This window comes from Flagellimonas taeanensis (assembly GCF_003584105.1).
GTDB lineage: Bacteria > Bacteroidota > Bacteroidia > Flavobacteriales > Flavobacteriaceae > Flagellimonas > Flagellimonas taeanensis.
Window position 1 is genome coordinate 389,311 of the sequence record NZ_QXFO01000027.1, and the last position, 12,807, is coordinate 402,117.

The following is a 12,807-nucleotide window of genomic DNA, read 5'->3' on the forward strand; positions in this document are numbered from 1 at the left end:
ATACTTTTTGTCATTTCGAAAATGAGCGAAGCGATTGAGAAATCTAAATTGAGATTTTTCACATTCGTTCAAAATGACACTTGATTATTAGTTTTTACTCCAACCAAGATTTGTAATACTTACCATCATCAATTTTCAGGGCATTTTCGGTGACCATTAAGGGTTTGAAGGTGTCAATCATCACCGCCAATTCCTCGGTGCCTTTTTTGCCAATGCTGGCCTCATAGGTACCCGGGTGCGGTCCGTGTGGAATACCCGCAGGGTGCAATGAAATATACCCTGGACCAATCCCGGTGCGGCTCATAAAGTCCCCATCCACATAATACAGCACCTCGTCGGAGTCTATATTGGAATGGTTGTAGGGAGCCGGAATCGCTTTGGGATGGTAGTCGTACAGCCTTGGGCAGAACGAACACACCACAAAGGCACTCGTCTCAAACGTTTGGTGTACCGGTGGTGGTTGGTGCACACGGCCCGTAATGGGTTCAAAATTGTGGATGGAAAATCCATAGGGGAAATTATACCCGTCCCAACCGACCACATCAAAAGGATGGGTGGCATACACCAATTGGTGCAACATGCCCTGCTTTTTGATCTTCATCAAAAACGCCCCTTTTTCATCAAAGGTCTGAAGGTCTTGCGGCAGTTTATAGTCCCGTTCACAGTAGGGGGAATGCTCCAACAACTGCCCGAACCAGTTTCGGTATCGCTTTGGGGTATAAATCGGATGAAAGGATTCCGCATACAGGATACGGTTATCCTCGGTATCAAATTCGATTTGGTAGATCATCCCGCGGGGAATGATGAGATAATCCCCGTATTCGAATGGAATGTTCCCCAAAAAGGTTTTCAAGGTTCCCGATCCTTTGTGGATGAAGAGCATCTCATCGGCATCGGCATTCTTATAAAAATAATTCGTGATGGATTTCTTAGGCGCTGCCAGACCAATGTGCACATCGTTGTTCACCAAAAGAGGTTCACGGGCTTCCAAAAAATCATCTTTCGGCTGTACATCAAACCCGATAAGCTTTCTACTGGTGATGTTCTTTTCCACCGCAATCTTGGGCGATAGGTCAATGGCCGTGCCAATTTCCTTCACCTGTGTAGGGCGATGGACGTGATAGGACAGTGACGACATGCCATCGAAACCGATAGTGCCGAAAAGCTGCTCGTAATACAGCCCTCCGTTCGGTTTTTCGAACTGGGTATGCCGTTTAGGCGGAATTTTCCCGAGTTTGTGGTATATAGGCATTTGGATTAATGTTAAGTTCTAAGTGCTAAATGTTGAGTAATTGAAATTTAAAACGCAGCATGTAACACTAACAATTGATCAATGTAAAGTGCCGCGAAGCTCTTGTTCTCGTTCAATGGCTTCGAACAGTGCCTTAAAGTTACCTTTTCCAAACGATTGTGCACCCTTTCTTTGGATGATTTCGAAGAACATCGTAGGTCTGGGCTCCACAGGCTTGGTGAAAATCTGTAGTAGGTAGCCTTCATCATCACGGTCCACCAAGATGCCCAGTTCCTTTAATGGGGCGATATCCTCATCGATTTCCCCTACACGGTCGGTCACGGCATCGTAATACGTGGCGGGAACCTGAAGAAATTCCACACCGCGACTTTTAAGCTCGCGCACGGTTTTGATGATGTCATTCGTGGCCACGGCAATATGCTGTACACCTTCGCCCTCATAAAAATCGAGGTATTCCTCCACTTGTGATTTTTTCTTTCCTTCGGCAGGTTCGTTGATCGGGAATTTGATGCGTCCGTTGCCGTTGCTCATCACTTTGCTCATCAAGGCGGTGTATTCCGTGGAAATGTCCTTGTCGTCAAAAGATAGGATATTTCGGAACCCAAGCACATCTTCATAGAAGCCCACCCAATGGTTCATTTTGTTCCATCCTACATTGCCGACCATGTGGTCTACGAACATCAATCCGGTGGATGTTGGATTATAATCCGGGGTTTCCCATTTTTTGAAACCAGGTAAAAACGTGCCCTTATAATCCTTTCGCTCCACAAAGATATGGACAGTCTCACCATAGGTGTAAATACCTGACCGAACCACTTTTCCGTTGGCATCTTCTTCAACCTTGGGTTCCATATAGGATTTGGCACCACGTTCCATGGCTGCATTGTAGGCATACGTGGCATCGTCCACCCAGAGGGCCACGACCTTCACACCATCACCATGTTTATCGATGTGCTTCCCGATCTCGGTACCACTTTTTAGGGGAGAGGTCAGCACCAAACGGATTTTGTCCTGTACCACCACATAACTTTCACGGTCCTTGAGTCCGGTCTGTAATCCGGCATAGGCCAAAGATTGGAATCCAAAAGCGGTCTTATAAAAATGGGCGGCTTGTTTGGAGTTGCCCACATACAATTCAATATAGTCCGTGCCGTTGATGGGCATAAAATCCTGTTCGGTGCCCTTTTGCGTCTTTGGAAGTGTTGCTGTAGCCATGTTCTTTATGATTTTGTTGTTCAATTAATATTGTTGCATTGACAACAAAAATAAGTATTTTTAGGTCACCACAGCGTTTTCAGAAATAAAATTTAGGTTAAAGTTTTTCACTTTCCCTCGGTCTGGAACGAAGGCATGAAAAACTGAATCGCTATTTTTGTGGCAATTAGTTTTAGAATGCTCAACCGGATTGATGAAATACAGGGAATAGGGCTGCACTTGGACCTAGTGCTCCGTAAAATACAAAAGGCCTATTTAAGGGCTTTTGATGAACTGGGCGTGGAAGTGACGATCGAGCAGTGGGTGATCCTGCACCAAATCTATCAACTGGGCGATGAGGCGAGCCAAAGGGAGATCGTGAAGGGCAACTTTCGCAACCGTGCCACCATTTCCAGGGTAATCGGTGGGTTAGAACGCAAGGGGTGGATCACCAAGACTAGGTTCGAAGGGGACCAAAAGCGCTTTAAACTGGAGCTTACCGAAGAGGGGAGCAAGATTATCGAACTGACCTTGCCCAGCGCTCTCATCTTGCGAAAACTGGCCATAAAAAATATCGACCCGGTGGAGTTTGGTACCTTTTTGAGGGTCTTGGATCAAATGGGGGACAATTACGAAGGGAGCTGACCCCAGTGTTTCACCATCAACTGGACAATGGTGGCCATACCTATGATCAGGATAAAGATAAGACTCAACTTTCTGAACTTTTCCTGTGGGATGTAAGCCAGGATTTTCTTGCCCAAGTAAGTGCCCACAAAACCGATGATCAATAAAAAAGGGAGGTAGGTCAATTCCTGTTTTCCGATATAGCCGTTGTCGTAGTACACAAAGGTGCGTGAGAAATCGATCATGAAATCGATAAACGCCGATGTGGCGATAAAGGCATTTTTCTCCAGATTGAAGGCGGCCATTGTCAGTCCACGGATGGCACCACCCGTTCCCAGAAGCCCTGCCGAGAACCCGGACAGCGTTCCCCCGATCATGGCGTTCTTCTTATTGGGGAGCACCACGATTTCATTTTTGATAAGGAACAGTAGGCTGAAGACCACTAAAAAAATCCCCAAGATTATTTCTAGGGCACCACTGTCCACCATTTTCGACAAAAATCCACCGATTACCACGAACAGCACAGAAGGTAGGCCGATATAGAGCAACAGTTTTTTGTCCAGCCCTTTTTTGAACAGAAATATTTTACTGATGTTGCTGGACAGGTGGAAAATGGCCGTCATACCCAAAACGGAGTAGAAATCAAAATAGAAGTTTCCCACGGGCACAAAGAAGACCGATGACCCAAAACCGCCAATGGTACCAATGATCTCGGCCACCATGGCCAATATCAAAAAAATGTAATTGATTTTCATTCTTTGATTTTACGTATAGAAAAGATAGTCTTTTTGACATATTCAAAAGCTGATAATCTACCATCCCTTATATTTTTAGATGTTTTTTCTGGAATATGACGGATAGATTAAGAGTATCCCACGCTATTATTTGTGTCATTTTAACCAAATAAAATCTTAAAATTGATATTTTGAGGTAATACAGCATATAAACTGGTCAATTTATTGGACGCCCAAACTGTTGGTTTGCTGCAACTTTGTACTTGTATAACCCAAAATATACACGCTATGAAAAAAACGAACTTTTATCCCACGATATGGTCCACCGTACCTTTTGCCCCCAATGCCATTGGTGATTGGTATGCAGAGGAACGGGATATGAAGGAATTGATCTTGAAGAACGAGGCCGCCACCACGCTGAAAGTCTCGGAAATGTTGTTGAACATCACTAAGTTTTCTGCCATTGACGAGCATGGCAAGGAACATTTTATCATGGATTTCCCGGGCCAGAACCCAGTTTCCCTAAAGGGAATACCCGCTGGGACCTTTCTGCGCTCCCGAAGTGTGCTTTCCCTGCCCGAGGGCCAGTATGCCAAACTCAGGTTTTATCTGGCAGGATGGGGCAACCAATTTGTCTATCAAGATGGGGTGGAGGAATCTGCCAATGCCTTTGAACGTTTGGATTTCATCATAGAGGATGGTTTCCAAGTGGAAGGTGGCGAGTCCGCTGAAGTAAAATTGTGGTTCGACTTTGCTCCATTTCAGTGGAAGCGACACTTTAAACCGCTTACGGATTTGTTTATACGGAGCAAAAGCCCAAGACCACGATTGGCCAATAGTTTTGGCAATTAAATTGCTATGAGGAAGAATGGAAAAGGCACCCAATTGGGTGCCTTTTCTGGTTTTGGTGGGTTATTTGGAATGCTCCATGTGATTTCCGTTATAGAAATTGGCCAAGATGGATTCCAGTTCCTCCTTGCCGCCAATAATGTCCTCGATCTTGCCCCAAAGCCCCTCATCAAGTATGGATCGCAAAGGTTGTTGCAACTGGGTGATGTTACCGAACACCTTTTTGATCTTGTTGTCCCAGACCTTGTAATATTTCAATAGGTCATCGGGGTACACCACTTTTCGGCGGGTGCCCTCGTCGGCTGCCCTAAAGGGCATGGGAATGTTCAGGTAGCCATAGTCGTCCGTGAGCTGCTCCCCGGGTTGGATGTCGCGGATGGCAATCTCAAAATCGTAGGCAGTGGTAAGGCAATTGGAGTTGAAACTGTGGTTCACGTACCGACCGTTGTCCCAACACAGGATGTAGTTGCCCTTGTTGTTGCGGAAGGTGTAGGTGTCCAAAATGTTTTGGTAGATAGGGGCCATCCGTTGCAGTTCCAATGGGGTGAACTCGCGGTCCAATTCGTCGAGCACCCAGGTAATGGTCCCTGCGGGAATGAACTTGGTGGCCACAACGCCGTAGCCAATTTCGTTGCTGATAAAGCGCAATTCGGTATCGGGATGAATCATTTTATACGTAATGAATTTTCGAATGAAGGTATAAAATTGTTCGATCCGTTGATGGAAATTTTAGGGGGTGGAAAATGGATTAAAAAAGGGTTGTCAAGAGTTCATTCCCCACTCAACCGTTTTAATTTGTCCAACACTTCATACACCGAAAAGCTACGGGCAAAACGGTACATTTCCTTGCCATCGGCTTTAAGGATGATCACTGGTAGAGTGAAAACCATGGACTGTCCGGTAAACTCGATTTCCTCTTCCACATCCACCACGCGGATGTCCACTTTTGGGAAGTTTTCCTGCACGGCTTCCAACAACTTTGGTTTCAATACTTTGCAGACTCCGCAGGTTTTACTGGTAAAATGGAGGAGTTCAATTTTGGGTGTTTCCATCAATAATCCGAATACTCCGTGGGGTACAAAAACCAAATATCGGCATGGGACACGTTGTTCTCATACTTGGGCATGGCGGTGAGTGCCTTCCACTCCGGGGAATCCACAAAAGCCTCCCAATTTTTGTCCCTGGTGGTCATATCGGCATGGGTGGTCATGTACATCAGGTTGGGCATTCTGGAGCCTGAAATCACTTCGCCATAAAACACGGCATTGAATCCCAATCGGCCAAAAAGGGCTACTTCCCCGCCTGCATTGAACATATCCACTTTGTTCCAATATAGTTTCTCGGTGGGGGATTCATAGCTGCGCAATTCGTAAATACGCTCTGCCCGTGGACCATCCAACTTGGGCATCTGCATCATGGGCATATCGGTAAAGGCCTGCAACAGAATGGACTCGATATGATCATAAGGTGGGTTGTCATACGGTGCATCGATATACGCACTGCCTGCTTGGACATATGCTGCATCTGCATTGAGTTGGTTCTCCAATGCCAAAAATTGCTCCATGGATTTGAACGGGGTGAGCACATAGGTTTTTGGCACGGTGTCCTTCTCGTTCGTAATAAATTTAAACACCCCAATGTTGTCAATGCCCTGTTTTTTTACAGCGGGCATATAGGCATGTTGAAGATACTCGTCCGTGGTGGCTATCTGGTCTTCTGAACTGAAGGAATACACTTTAAGCTGGTAAAATTCACGGGTATGGGTAACGGTTTCTGTCGGTTCCGGAGATTCGGAAACTTCAGGTTTGGGATTGCCGCAGTTGGTCAAAACAAGGGTGGCAAAGAGCAAGGAGAGCAGGTGTAGTGTTTTCATTTTAGGTGTGGTTGGGTTTGTAGTGCGAGGATTAAAGATACCACTTTGTTGGCTTTATTTTTTGATAAAACCATCAATCCCAAAATAGGGCCTAGGGCCAATAGCATAAAACACTTTGGAGGGAGAAAACCGGTCCGCAATGGATAGCACAGCAAAAATTAGGGTGCCCAAAATAAAACCGAATTGTACCGCTGAGGTTAAATGGCCCAAAGCACTTTCGGCCAAACCAAAATTCACGATAAGATTATGCATGACCCCATTCCCGGCAAACCAAAGCGAAGTGCAGCAGAACTGCGATACCACGATGATAGGGAGTATGGTTTTGGATGGTTTCATTTTGGAATCTTTGATAAACCCTCGTTAGGGATTTGAGCCGTAAATTAAAGATAGGATTTTATGGAGTTTTTTGTAATGAGGAGGTTGGGGATAGGGTATTTGTTTAAAACCTTAATATTTAAGTTTTGAAATAAAAAACATTAAAAATAAAAGTTGAGGTTCCATTTTCCTCATCATTGTATTTTAAATCCAGTTTGTAATATGCCTTTTCAGGTATTCCAGATTTTTTGAATCTCAAGTATGTGAATCCATCTTGATTTATTGAGGTAACGTCACTTATCCATTCATAAGTAGCATTGTCATCACCAATCATTAATGTCACAGACCAATTATTGTTTGGGTTACTCTCATAAACTAAATAATAATATTCATCATCTTGTTTAAGCTCTGGGATATTCTTAAATCCTATTTGAAACCAGATGGGTTTAATAAATTTGGAATTGTTGAAATCTTGAAGACTTAATGGTCGTTCTAAAAGTTGCCACTTATCGTTCTCGGGGAAATGGGTAATTATAGCTAATTCAGGTTTTATATTAAAGTAGAAATCAGAAACTGAAGAATCACCGGAAGTGCCCCATGTTGCATCTAGCAGAATCCATTTTTGGTCTAATTTCACTGCATTCCATGCATGTCTAAATTTATCATCAGATTCTATTTCAACATAATGATTTCGTTCATCTCTGATGTGTCCTGAAATGACAGCGGTTTCTATATTGAATTTATTCATGAACCATTCGAATAGCTGTGCATATCCTGCACAAACCCCTTTGCGATTCTCGTAAACCGAGTAAACATTTTGACTTGCCCAAAAATCCTCATTAGATATAGCACCTTCTTCAAGTTCCTCTAGAAGTTGATAGTCGTAGATAATGTTATTTCCAATCCATAGATAAAAAAACCGAGCAAGGCTTGGTTCGGAATCTAAATTGTCCCTAGCAAAATCGACAAGCTCTTCAATATCAAAATTCTTTTTATTTGTCGCCGTCACCAATGATTTAATCGAATCATTTTGGGAAAACAAATGGTTGAAACATAAGAGTAAAAGAATTGATGCAAATTGTCTCATCATAATCATATGTCTAAAAACAATTATGGATAAACATACCAATCGAATTACCTATCAATGCGCCTCCAACCAGTTCTCGCCCACGCCCACTTCCACATCCAAGGGCACCGCTAGCGTATAGGCATGTTCCATTTCGGTCTTGATGAGCTTTTTCATGTCTTCCAGTTCGGGTTTGTAGCAATCGAACACCAATTCATCGTGTACCTGTAACAACATCTTGGTCTTGTATTTTCCTTCGGAAAGTTTGTTGTGGATGTTGATCATGGCAATCTTGATGATGTCGGCTGCACTTCCCTGAATGGGGGCGTTCACCGCGTTACGTTCCGCGGCCCCGCGCACCACTTGGTTCCCCGCATTGATATCCTTTAAATACCTTCTACGCCCCAAAATGGTCTGTACATAACCATGTTCACGGGCAAAATCGATTTGCTCACTGATGTAATTGCGCAATTTCGGATAGGTTTTGTAATAGGTGTCGATGAGGTCCTTGGCCTCGGTGCGGCTCAAATCCGTTTGGTTGCTCAACCCAAAGGCCGACACCCCATAAATAATCCCAAAGTTCACCGTTTTGGCATTGCTACGCTGTTCGCGGGTCACTTGGTCAATGGGCACGTTGAACACCTTCGATGCCGTGGAGGCATGGATGTCTTCCCCATTTTTAAAGGCCGAGATCATGGTATCCTCCTCGCTCAAGGCCGCAATGATGCGGAGTTCTATCTGGGAGTAATCCGCAGAAAGCAACAGGTAGTTCTCATCCCGTGGGATAAAGGCCTTGCGCACCTGTCTTCCCCGCTCCGTCCGGATGGGAATATTCTGTAGGTTGGGGTTGTTGCTGCTCAAACGGCCCGTGGCGGCCACCGTTTGCATGTAGTCCGTGTGCACCCTGCCACTGTGTTTTTGCACTTCGTTCGGGAGAGCGTCCACATAGGTGCTCTTCAATTTGGTGAGTCCGCGGTAGTCCAATACGTTCTGAATGATCTCGTGGTCCTTGGCAAGGTAGGAAAGCACGTCCTCCGCCGTGGAATATTGCCCTGTTTTGGTCTTTTTGGGCTTGTCCACCAGTTTGAGTTTGTCAAACAGGATGTCGCCCAATTGCTTAGGGGAGGCAATGTTGAATTCCTCACCGGCCAGTTCGTATATTTTTTTCTCAAGATCTTGGATGTCTGTTTCGAGTACGGTCGAGAGGTCTTTGAGGTATGCCTCATCCAAATTGATACCCTCCCGTTCCATGTCCGCCAAAACACGTAGCAACGGAACCTCGATGTCCGCGAACAGGGTGTCAGTGCCTGTCTCTTTCAGCTCGGGCGCAAAATGCTGCGCCAATTGATAGGTGACATCGGCATCCTCCACGGCATATTCGGTCTGCTGGTCCAAGGGAACCTGCCGCATGTTCAACTGGTTCTTACCCTTTTTGCCGATGAGTTCGGTAATGGACACCGGGGTATAGTTGAGGTAAGTTTCCGAAAGCACATCCATGTTGTGCCGCATATCGGGGTTGATGAGGTAATGGGCCAACATGGTATCGAAGAGCGTGCCTTTGACATCCACCCCATAATTGAGCATCACCTTGATGTCGTATTTCAAGTTCTGCCCAATTTTTTGAATGTTTTCCGATTCAAAGAAAGGGCGCAACTTCTCGATCAAGGGCATGGCATCGTTTTTTGCTTCAGGAAAAGGTACATAGAATCCTTTGCCGGGCGACCAACTGAATGCGATGCCCACCAGTTCCGCTTCCAAGGGGTTGATGGAGGTGGTCTCCGTATCGAAACACACGGCAGGTTGCTTCATCAAGGTTTCCAAGAAGAGTTCCATGCCCAGGCCATTTTGGACGGTCTGATAAAAATGGGAAACATCGGCAATGGTCTTCCGGCCGCTCACATCCTTGATGGTCGCTGGGGCCTCGGTAGGGTCACCTCCGAATAAAGTGAACTGTCCGCTTCCCGCCACCTTTGCTTCTTGTTTTGCGGTTTCCGTACTGGTCACCTGTGTTCCGGTCTCTGCCTCACCGGAGAATATTTTGATGAACTGCTCCTTCAACCTTCGGAATTCAAGCTCTTCAAAGATTTTTTGTACTTCTTCGAAATCGGGCGGACACATTTCATAATCGTCCGCGTGGAAGGTTACCTCACAATCGGTCTTGATTTCGGCCAATTTTCGTGAAAGTCGGCCCAATTCGGCATTTTCTTCCACTTTTTCCTTCATTTTGCCCGAAAGTTTGTCGGTATTGCTCAACAACCCTTCCAACGAACCAAAATCCTCCAGGAATTTTTTGGCGGTCTTGTCGCCCACCCCCGGAAGTCCGGGAATGTTGTCACTCGCATCGCCCATCATCCCCAGGTAATCGATTACCTGCTCGGGGCGTTCCACCCCAAAGCGTTTCTTGACTTCGGGAATGCCCCAGATCTCGATTCCATTACCCAATCGGGCCGGACGGTACATAAAGATGTTCTCGCTCACCAACTGTCCAAAATCCTTGTCGGGGGTCACCATGAACACCTTGTAATTCTCTTTCTCGGCCTGCTTGGCCAAGGTGCCAATAAGGTCGTCCGCCTCGTAGCCTTCCAGTTCCACGACGGGAATCTTCATCGCTTTCAGGATTTGTTGGATGTAGGGCACGGCTATGCGGATGGCATCGGGAGTCTCGTCCCGATTCGCCTTGTAGGCTTCAAAAAGCTCGGTACGCTCCACACTGCCACCCTTGTCGAAGGCCACGGCCAAATGGTCGGGCTGTTCCCGCTTGATCACATCGAAAAGGGAGTTCATAAAACCCATGATCGCGGAGGTGTCCATCCCCTTGGAATTGATTCTTGGGTTTTTGATGAGGGCATAATATCCACGGAAAATGAGTGCGTAGGCGTCGAGAAGGAAAAGTCTTTTTTGTTCAGGCATGTTGTTCGGTTATCAATGTTCAATAAACAATTATCAATGTTCAATTAGCAAAAAAATGGTGGGGGATTAAAAGTACGAATTGCTGTTCAAAAGAGGTTAGATGATAGATATTAGATTTGAGAATCAAGAAACAGGAGCCAAGAAACAGGATGTCTTGATTCTTGTTTCCAGAAGCGCAGTGGTCTAGCATCTAACGTCCAACAGCGCAGCGGTCTTGTTTCTAACTATAAAAACTCATCACCTTTCTGTTCTCATGGCCCTTCTCGCTGTACTCGCGGTAGGTGAATCCGGGATGCACACAATACCCACCTGTTTCCCCATTTTTGTTGATGGCCAAGAACCCGATCTGAAAGTCCTTGCGGTCCTTGTTTTTCTGCATGATACGTTTTACGCCTTCCTCACAGGCCTCTTGCGGACTTTTGCCCTGTCGCATCAGTTCCACGATCAAAAAGCTGCCCACGGTGCGAATGACCTCTTCACCGACCCCTGTAGCAGTGGCCCCACCCACTTCGTTATCCACAAAAAGTCCTGCCCCTATGATGGGGGAGTCGCCCACGCGACCAGCTACTTTGTAGGCCATGCCACTGGTGGTGCAAGCCCCGGCAATGTCCCCTTTTTCGTCAATGGCCAGCATGCCGATGGTATCGTGGTTCTCTATGTTGATGATGGTCTCGTATTTGGAGGTTTTCAACCATTCTTGGTATTGTTTTCGGGTACTTTCGGTCAGCAGGTCTTCTTTTTTGAAGCCCTGTTCGTAAGCAAATTTTTCAGCGCCCTTTCCGGCCAAAATGATATGGGGGGTTTCTTCCATCACTTTTCTCGCCACGGACACAGGATGCGCAATGTTCTGCATGCAGACCACGGAGCCACAATTGCCGTCCTTGTCCATGATGCAGGCATCCAAGGTCACGTTCCCATCCCGGTCCGGCCGGCCACCCTTGCCCACGGTCTCGTTGGTCACATCGGCTTCTTCCACCATTACCCCTTGTTCCACGGCATCCAGGGAGCTTCCGCCCGACTTCAGTACTTGCCAGGCCTTGTCGGTAGCATTCAGAAAGTTCCAGGTGCAGACCACAATGGGTTTGATGGGATTCACCGAGGTTGTGGCCAAAGCTGGTGTTTCTTCGGGTTTGTTTTCGGTTCTACAGGCGGCCACGGCCGAGGCAGAAACCAATCCAGCAGCGGTTAGGCTGGAATTTTTCAGGAATTTGCGTCGTTTCATGCAAGGGATCTTTATTTTTAAGCTGGATAAATATAGCAATATGCTTGTAGAAGTTTGTGCCAATTCCTTGGAATCGGCCATAAATGCACAAAAGGCAGGAGCGGACCGAATCGAACTCTGCTCCGAACTTGGGGTAGGGGGCATTACCCCATCCCTGGGCCTGATCCAACGGGTATGGGAACGGTTGACCATTCCCGTGCATGTACTCATCCGCCCACGTAGCGGCCATTTTACCTATTCCGAAGCTGAGTTCGAAGTAATGAGGGCGGATATCGTGGCCTGTATGGAACTGGGTGTGCAAGGGGTGGTCTCGGGCGTGCTGTTGAAAGATTTTTCTGTGGATGTGGAACGGACACGTCAATTGGTGGAGCTTGCCCAACCGATGCATTTTACCTTCCACCGTGCATTTGATTGGATCGGGGATCCGATCATGGCACTCGGACAGTTGGAACCATTGGGTGTGGGCACCATCCTTACCTCTGGCGGGCATCCTTCCGCCGAAAAGGGACTGGAGCCACTCGAAGATTGGCAGAAAAGGACTTCCATGACCATCATGGCTGGGGGAGGGGTCTCCCCTTCCAATGTCACCAAGTTCAAAAAAATAGGGTTGAGGGCCATCCATTGTTCCGGGACTTCTTTTGGGAACAAGCTCGGCGTTTCGGGAAAGATTCCCATGAATTCGGTCAAACATTTGGCTGAGGATGGTGTGGCAACTACCCAAGTGGAAACGGTACAAAGCATTGTACAGGCCGTTAAATAAATTTAAAA

General features: G+C 46.4%; 12 protein-coding genes and 1 pseudogene. 3 read left to right on the top strand and 10 right to left on the bottom strand.

The window, feature by feature from the left end; translation table 11 throughout:
* Positions 1 to 94 precede the first annotated feature (94 nt).
* Both D2V93_RS16985 and hppD read right to left on the bottom strand, forming a co-directional pair.
* Positions 95 to 1,252: a homogentisate 1,2-dioxygenase gene (locus D2V93_RS16985; protein ID WP_119620248.1), complete on the bottom strand. Its 1,158-nt coding sequence runs from the start codon at positions 1,250 to 1,252 to the stop codon at positions 95 to 97.
* A 78-nt stretch (positions 1,253 to 1,330) separates the two neighbouring features.
* Positions 1,331 to 2,467, bottom strand: a complete 1,137-nt coding sequence (gene hppD / locus D2V93_RS16990; RefSeq protein WP_182850013.1) for a 4-hydroxyphenylpyruvate dioxygenase — start codon at positions 2,465 to 2,467, stop codon at positions 1,331 to 1,333.
* 177 nt (positions 2,468 to 2,644) lie between these two features.
* On the opposite strand from hppD, the gene D2V93_RS16995 reads away from it, so the two are divergent.
* Complete coding sequence (locus D2V93_RS16995; RefSeq protein WP_119620250.1) at positions 2,645 to 3,091, top strand: MarR family winged helix-turn-helix transcriptional regulator; 447 nt, start codon at positions 2,645 to 2,647, stop codon at positions 3,089 to 3,091.
* On the opposite strand, the gene D2V93_RS17000 is transcribed toward D2V93_RS16995, so the two are convergent.
* A complete protein-coding gene (locus D2V93_RS17000) occupies positions 3,076 to 3,825 on the bottom strand; it encodes a sulfite exporter TauE/SafE family protein (RefSeq protein ID WP_119620251.1) in 750 nt (249 codons plus the stop codon). The two genes, D2V93_RS16995 and D2V93_RS17000, sit on opposite strands and share 16 nt — an antisense overlap.
* A gap of 267 nt (positions 3,826 to 4,092) precedes the next feature.
* Here D2V93_RS17000 and D2V93_RS17005 point away from each other — a divergent pair, with 267 nt between their 5' ends.
* The gene (locus tag D2V93_RS17005; RefSeq protein WP_119620252.1) at positions 4,093 to 4,656 is read left to right on the top strand and encodes a hypothetical protein; all 564 of its coding nucleotides are present in this window, start codon (positions 4,093 to 4,095) and stop codon (positions 4,654 to 4,656) included.
* A gap of 60 nt (positions 4,657 to 4,716) precedes the next feature.
* Here the strand turns inward: D2V93_RS17005 and D2V93_RS17010 are convergent, their stop codons facing one another.
* The 7 genes and pseudogenes from D2V93_RS17010 to D2V93_RS17040 all read right to left on the bottom strand — a co-directional run bounded on the left by D2V93_RS17010 (position 4,717) and on the right by D2V93_RS17040 (position 12,039).
* Positions 4,717 to 5,322, bottom strand: coding sequence for an SET domain-containing protein (locus tag D2V93_RS17010; RefSeq protein ID WP_072878167.1), 606 nt, complete (start codon positions 5,320 to 5,322; stop codon positions 4,717 to 4,719).
* A 101-nt stretch (positions 5,323 to 5,423) separates the two neighbouring features.
* Positions 5,424 to 5,705: a thioredoxin family protein gene (locus tag D2V93_RS17015; protein WP_119620253.1), complete on the bottom strand. Its 282-nt coding sequence runs from the start codon at positions 5,703 to 5,705 to the stop codon at positions 5,424 to 5,426.
* Positions 5,705 to 6,526 (bottom strand): NIPSNAP family protein, encoded by an 822-nt coding sequence (locus D2V93_RS17020; RefSeq protein ID WP_119620254.1) that lies wholly within the window; start codon positions 6,524 to 6,526, stop codon positions 5,705 to 5,707. The genes D2V93_RS17015 and D2V93_RS17020 overlap by 1 nt, the downstream gene beginning before the upstream one ends.
* Positions 6,527 to 6,631: 105 nt before the next feature.
* Positions 6,632 to 6,862 (bottom strand): annotated as a pseudogene (locus D2V93_RS17025) (MFS transporter); the annotation flags it as partial.
* Positions 6,863 to 6,980: 118 nt separating this feature from the next.
* Positions 6,981 to 7,931: a transglutaminase domain-containing protein gene (locus D2V93_RS17030; RefSeq protein WP_182850014.1), complete on the bottom strand. Its 951-nt coding sequence runs from the start codon at positions 7,929 to 7,931 to the stop codon at positions 6,981 to 6,983.
* 51 nt (positions 7,932 to 7,982) lie between these two features.
* Positions 7,983 to 10,817 (bottom strand): DNA polymerase I, encoded by a 2,835-nt coding sequence (gene polA / locus D2V93_RS17035; RefSeq protein ID WP_119620256.1) that lies wholly within the window; start codon positions 10,815 to 10,817, stop codon positions 7,983 to 7,985.
* Between the two features lie 220 nt (positions 10,818 to 11,037).
* The gene (locus D2V93_RS17040; protein ID WP_119620257.1) at positions 11,038 to 12,039 is read right to left on the bottom strand and encodes an isoaspartyl peptidase/L-asparaginase family protein; all 1,002 of its coding nucleotides are present in this window, start codon (positions 12,037 to 12,039) and stop codon (positions 11,038 to 11,040) included.
* A gap of 40 nt (positions 12,040 to 12,079) precedes the next feature.
* Between D2V93_RS17040 and D2V93_RS17045 the strand changes: the two genes are divergently transcribed.
* The gene (locus D2V93_RS17045) at positions 12,080 to 12,799 is read left to right on the top strand and encodes a copper homeostasis protein CutC (RefSeq protein WP_119620316.1); all 720 of its coding nucleotides are present in this window, start codon (positions 12,080 to 12,082) and stop codon (positions 12,797 to 12,799) included.
* Positions 12,800 to 12,807 lie beyond the last annotated feature (8 nt).

Coding starts and splice junctions, on each gene's coding strand:
- D2V93_RS17040 (WP_119620257.1), bottom strand. CDS start 12,039: ATGAAACGACGCAAATTCCTGAAAAATTCCAGCCTAACCGCTGCTGGA.
- D2V93_RS17010 (WP_072878167.1), bottom strand. CDS start 5,322: ATGATTCATCCCGATACCGAATTGCGCTTTATCAGCAACGAAATTGGC.
- D2V93_RS17030 (WP_182850014.1), bottom strand. CDS start 7,931: ATGATGAGACAATTTGCATCAATTCTTTTACTCTTATGTTTCAACCAT.
- D2V93_RS17005 (WP_119620252.1), top strand. CDS start 4,093: ATGAAAAAAACGAACTTTTATCCCACGATATGGTCCACCGTACCTTTT.
- D2V93_RS16985 (WP_119620248.1), bottom strand. CDS start 1,252: ATGCCTATATACCACAAACTCGGGAAAATTCCGCCTAAACGGCATACC.
- D2V93_RS17000 (WP_119620251.1), bottom strand. CDS start 3,825: ATGAAAATCAATTACATTTTTTTGATATTGGCCATGGTGGCCGAGATC.
- hppD (WP_182850013.1), bottom strand. CDS start 2,467: ATGGCTACAGCAACACTTCCAAAGACGCAAAAGGGCACCGAACAGGAT.
- D2V93_RS17045 (WP_119620316.1), top strand. CDS start 12,080: ATGCTTGTAGAAGTTTGTGCCAATTCCTTGGAATCGGCCATAAATGCA.
- D2V93_RS17015 (WP_119620253.1), bottom strand. CDS start 5,705: ATGGAAACACCCAAAATTGAACTCCTCCATTTTACCAGTAAAACCTGC.
- D2V93_RS16995 (WP_119620250.1), top strand. CDS start 2,645: ATGCTCAACCGGATTGATGAAATACAGGGAATAGGGCTGCACTTGGAC.
- D2V93_RS17020 (WP_119620254.1), bottom strand. CDS start 6,526: ATGAAAACACTACACCTGCTCTCCTTGCTCTTTGCCACCCTTGTTTTG.
- polA (WP_119620256.1), bottom strand. CDS start 10,817: ATGCCTGAACAAAAAAGACTTTTCCTTCTCGACGCCTACGCACTCATT.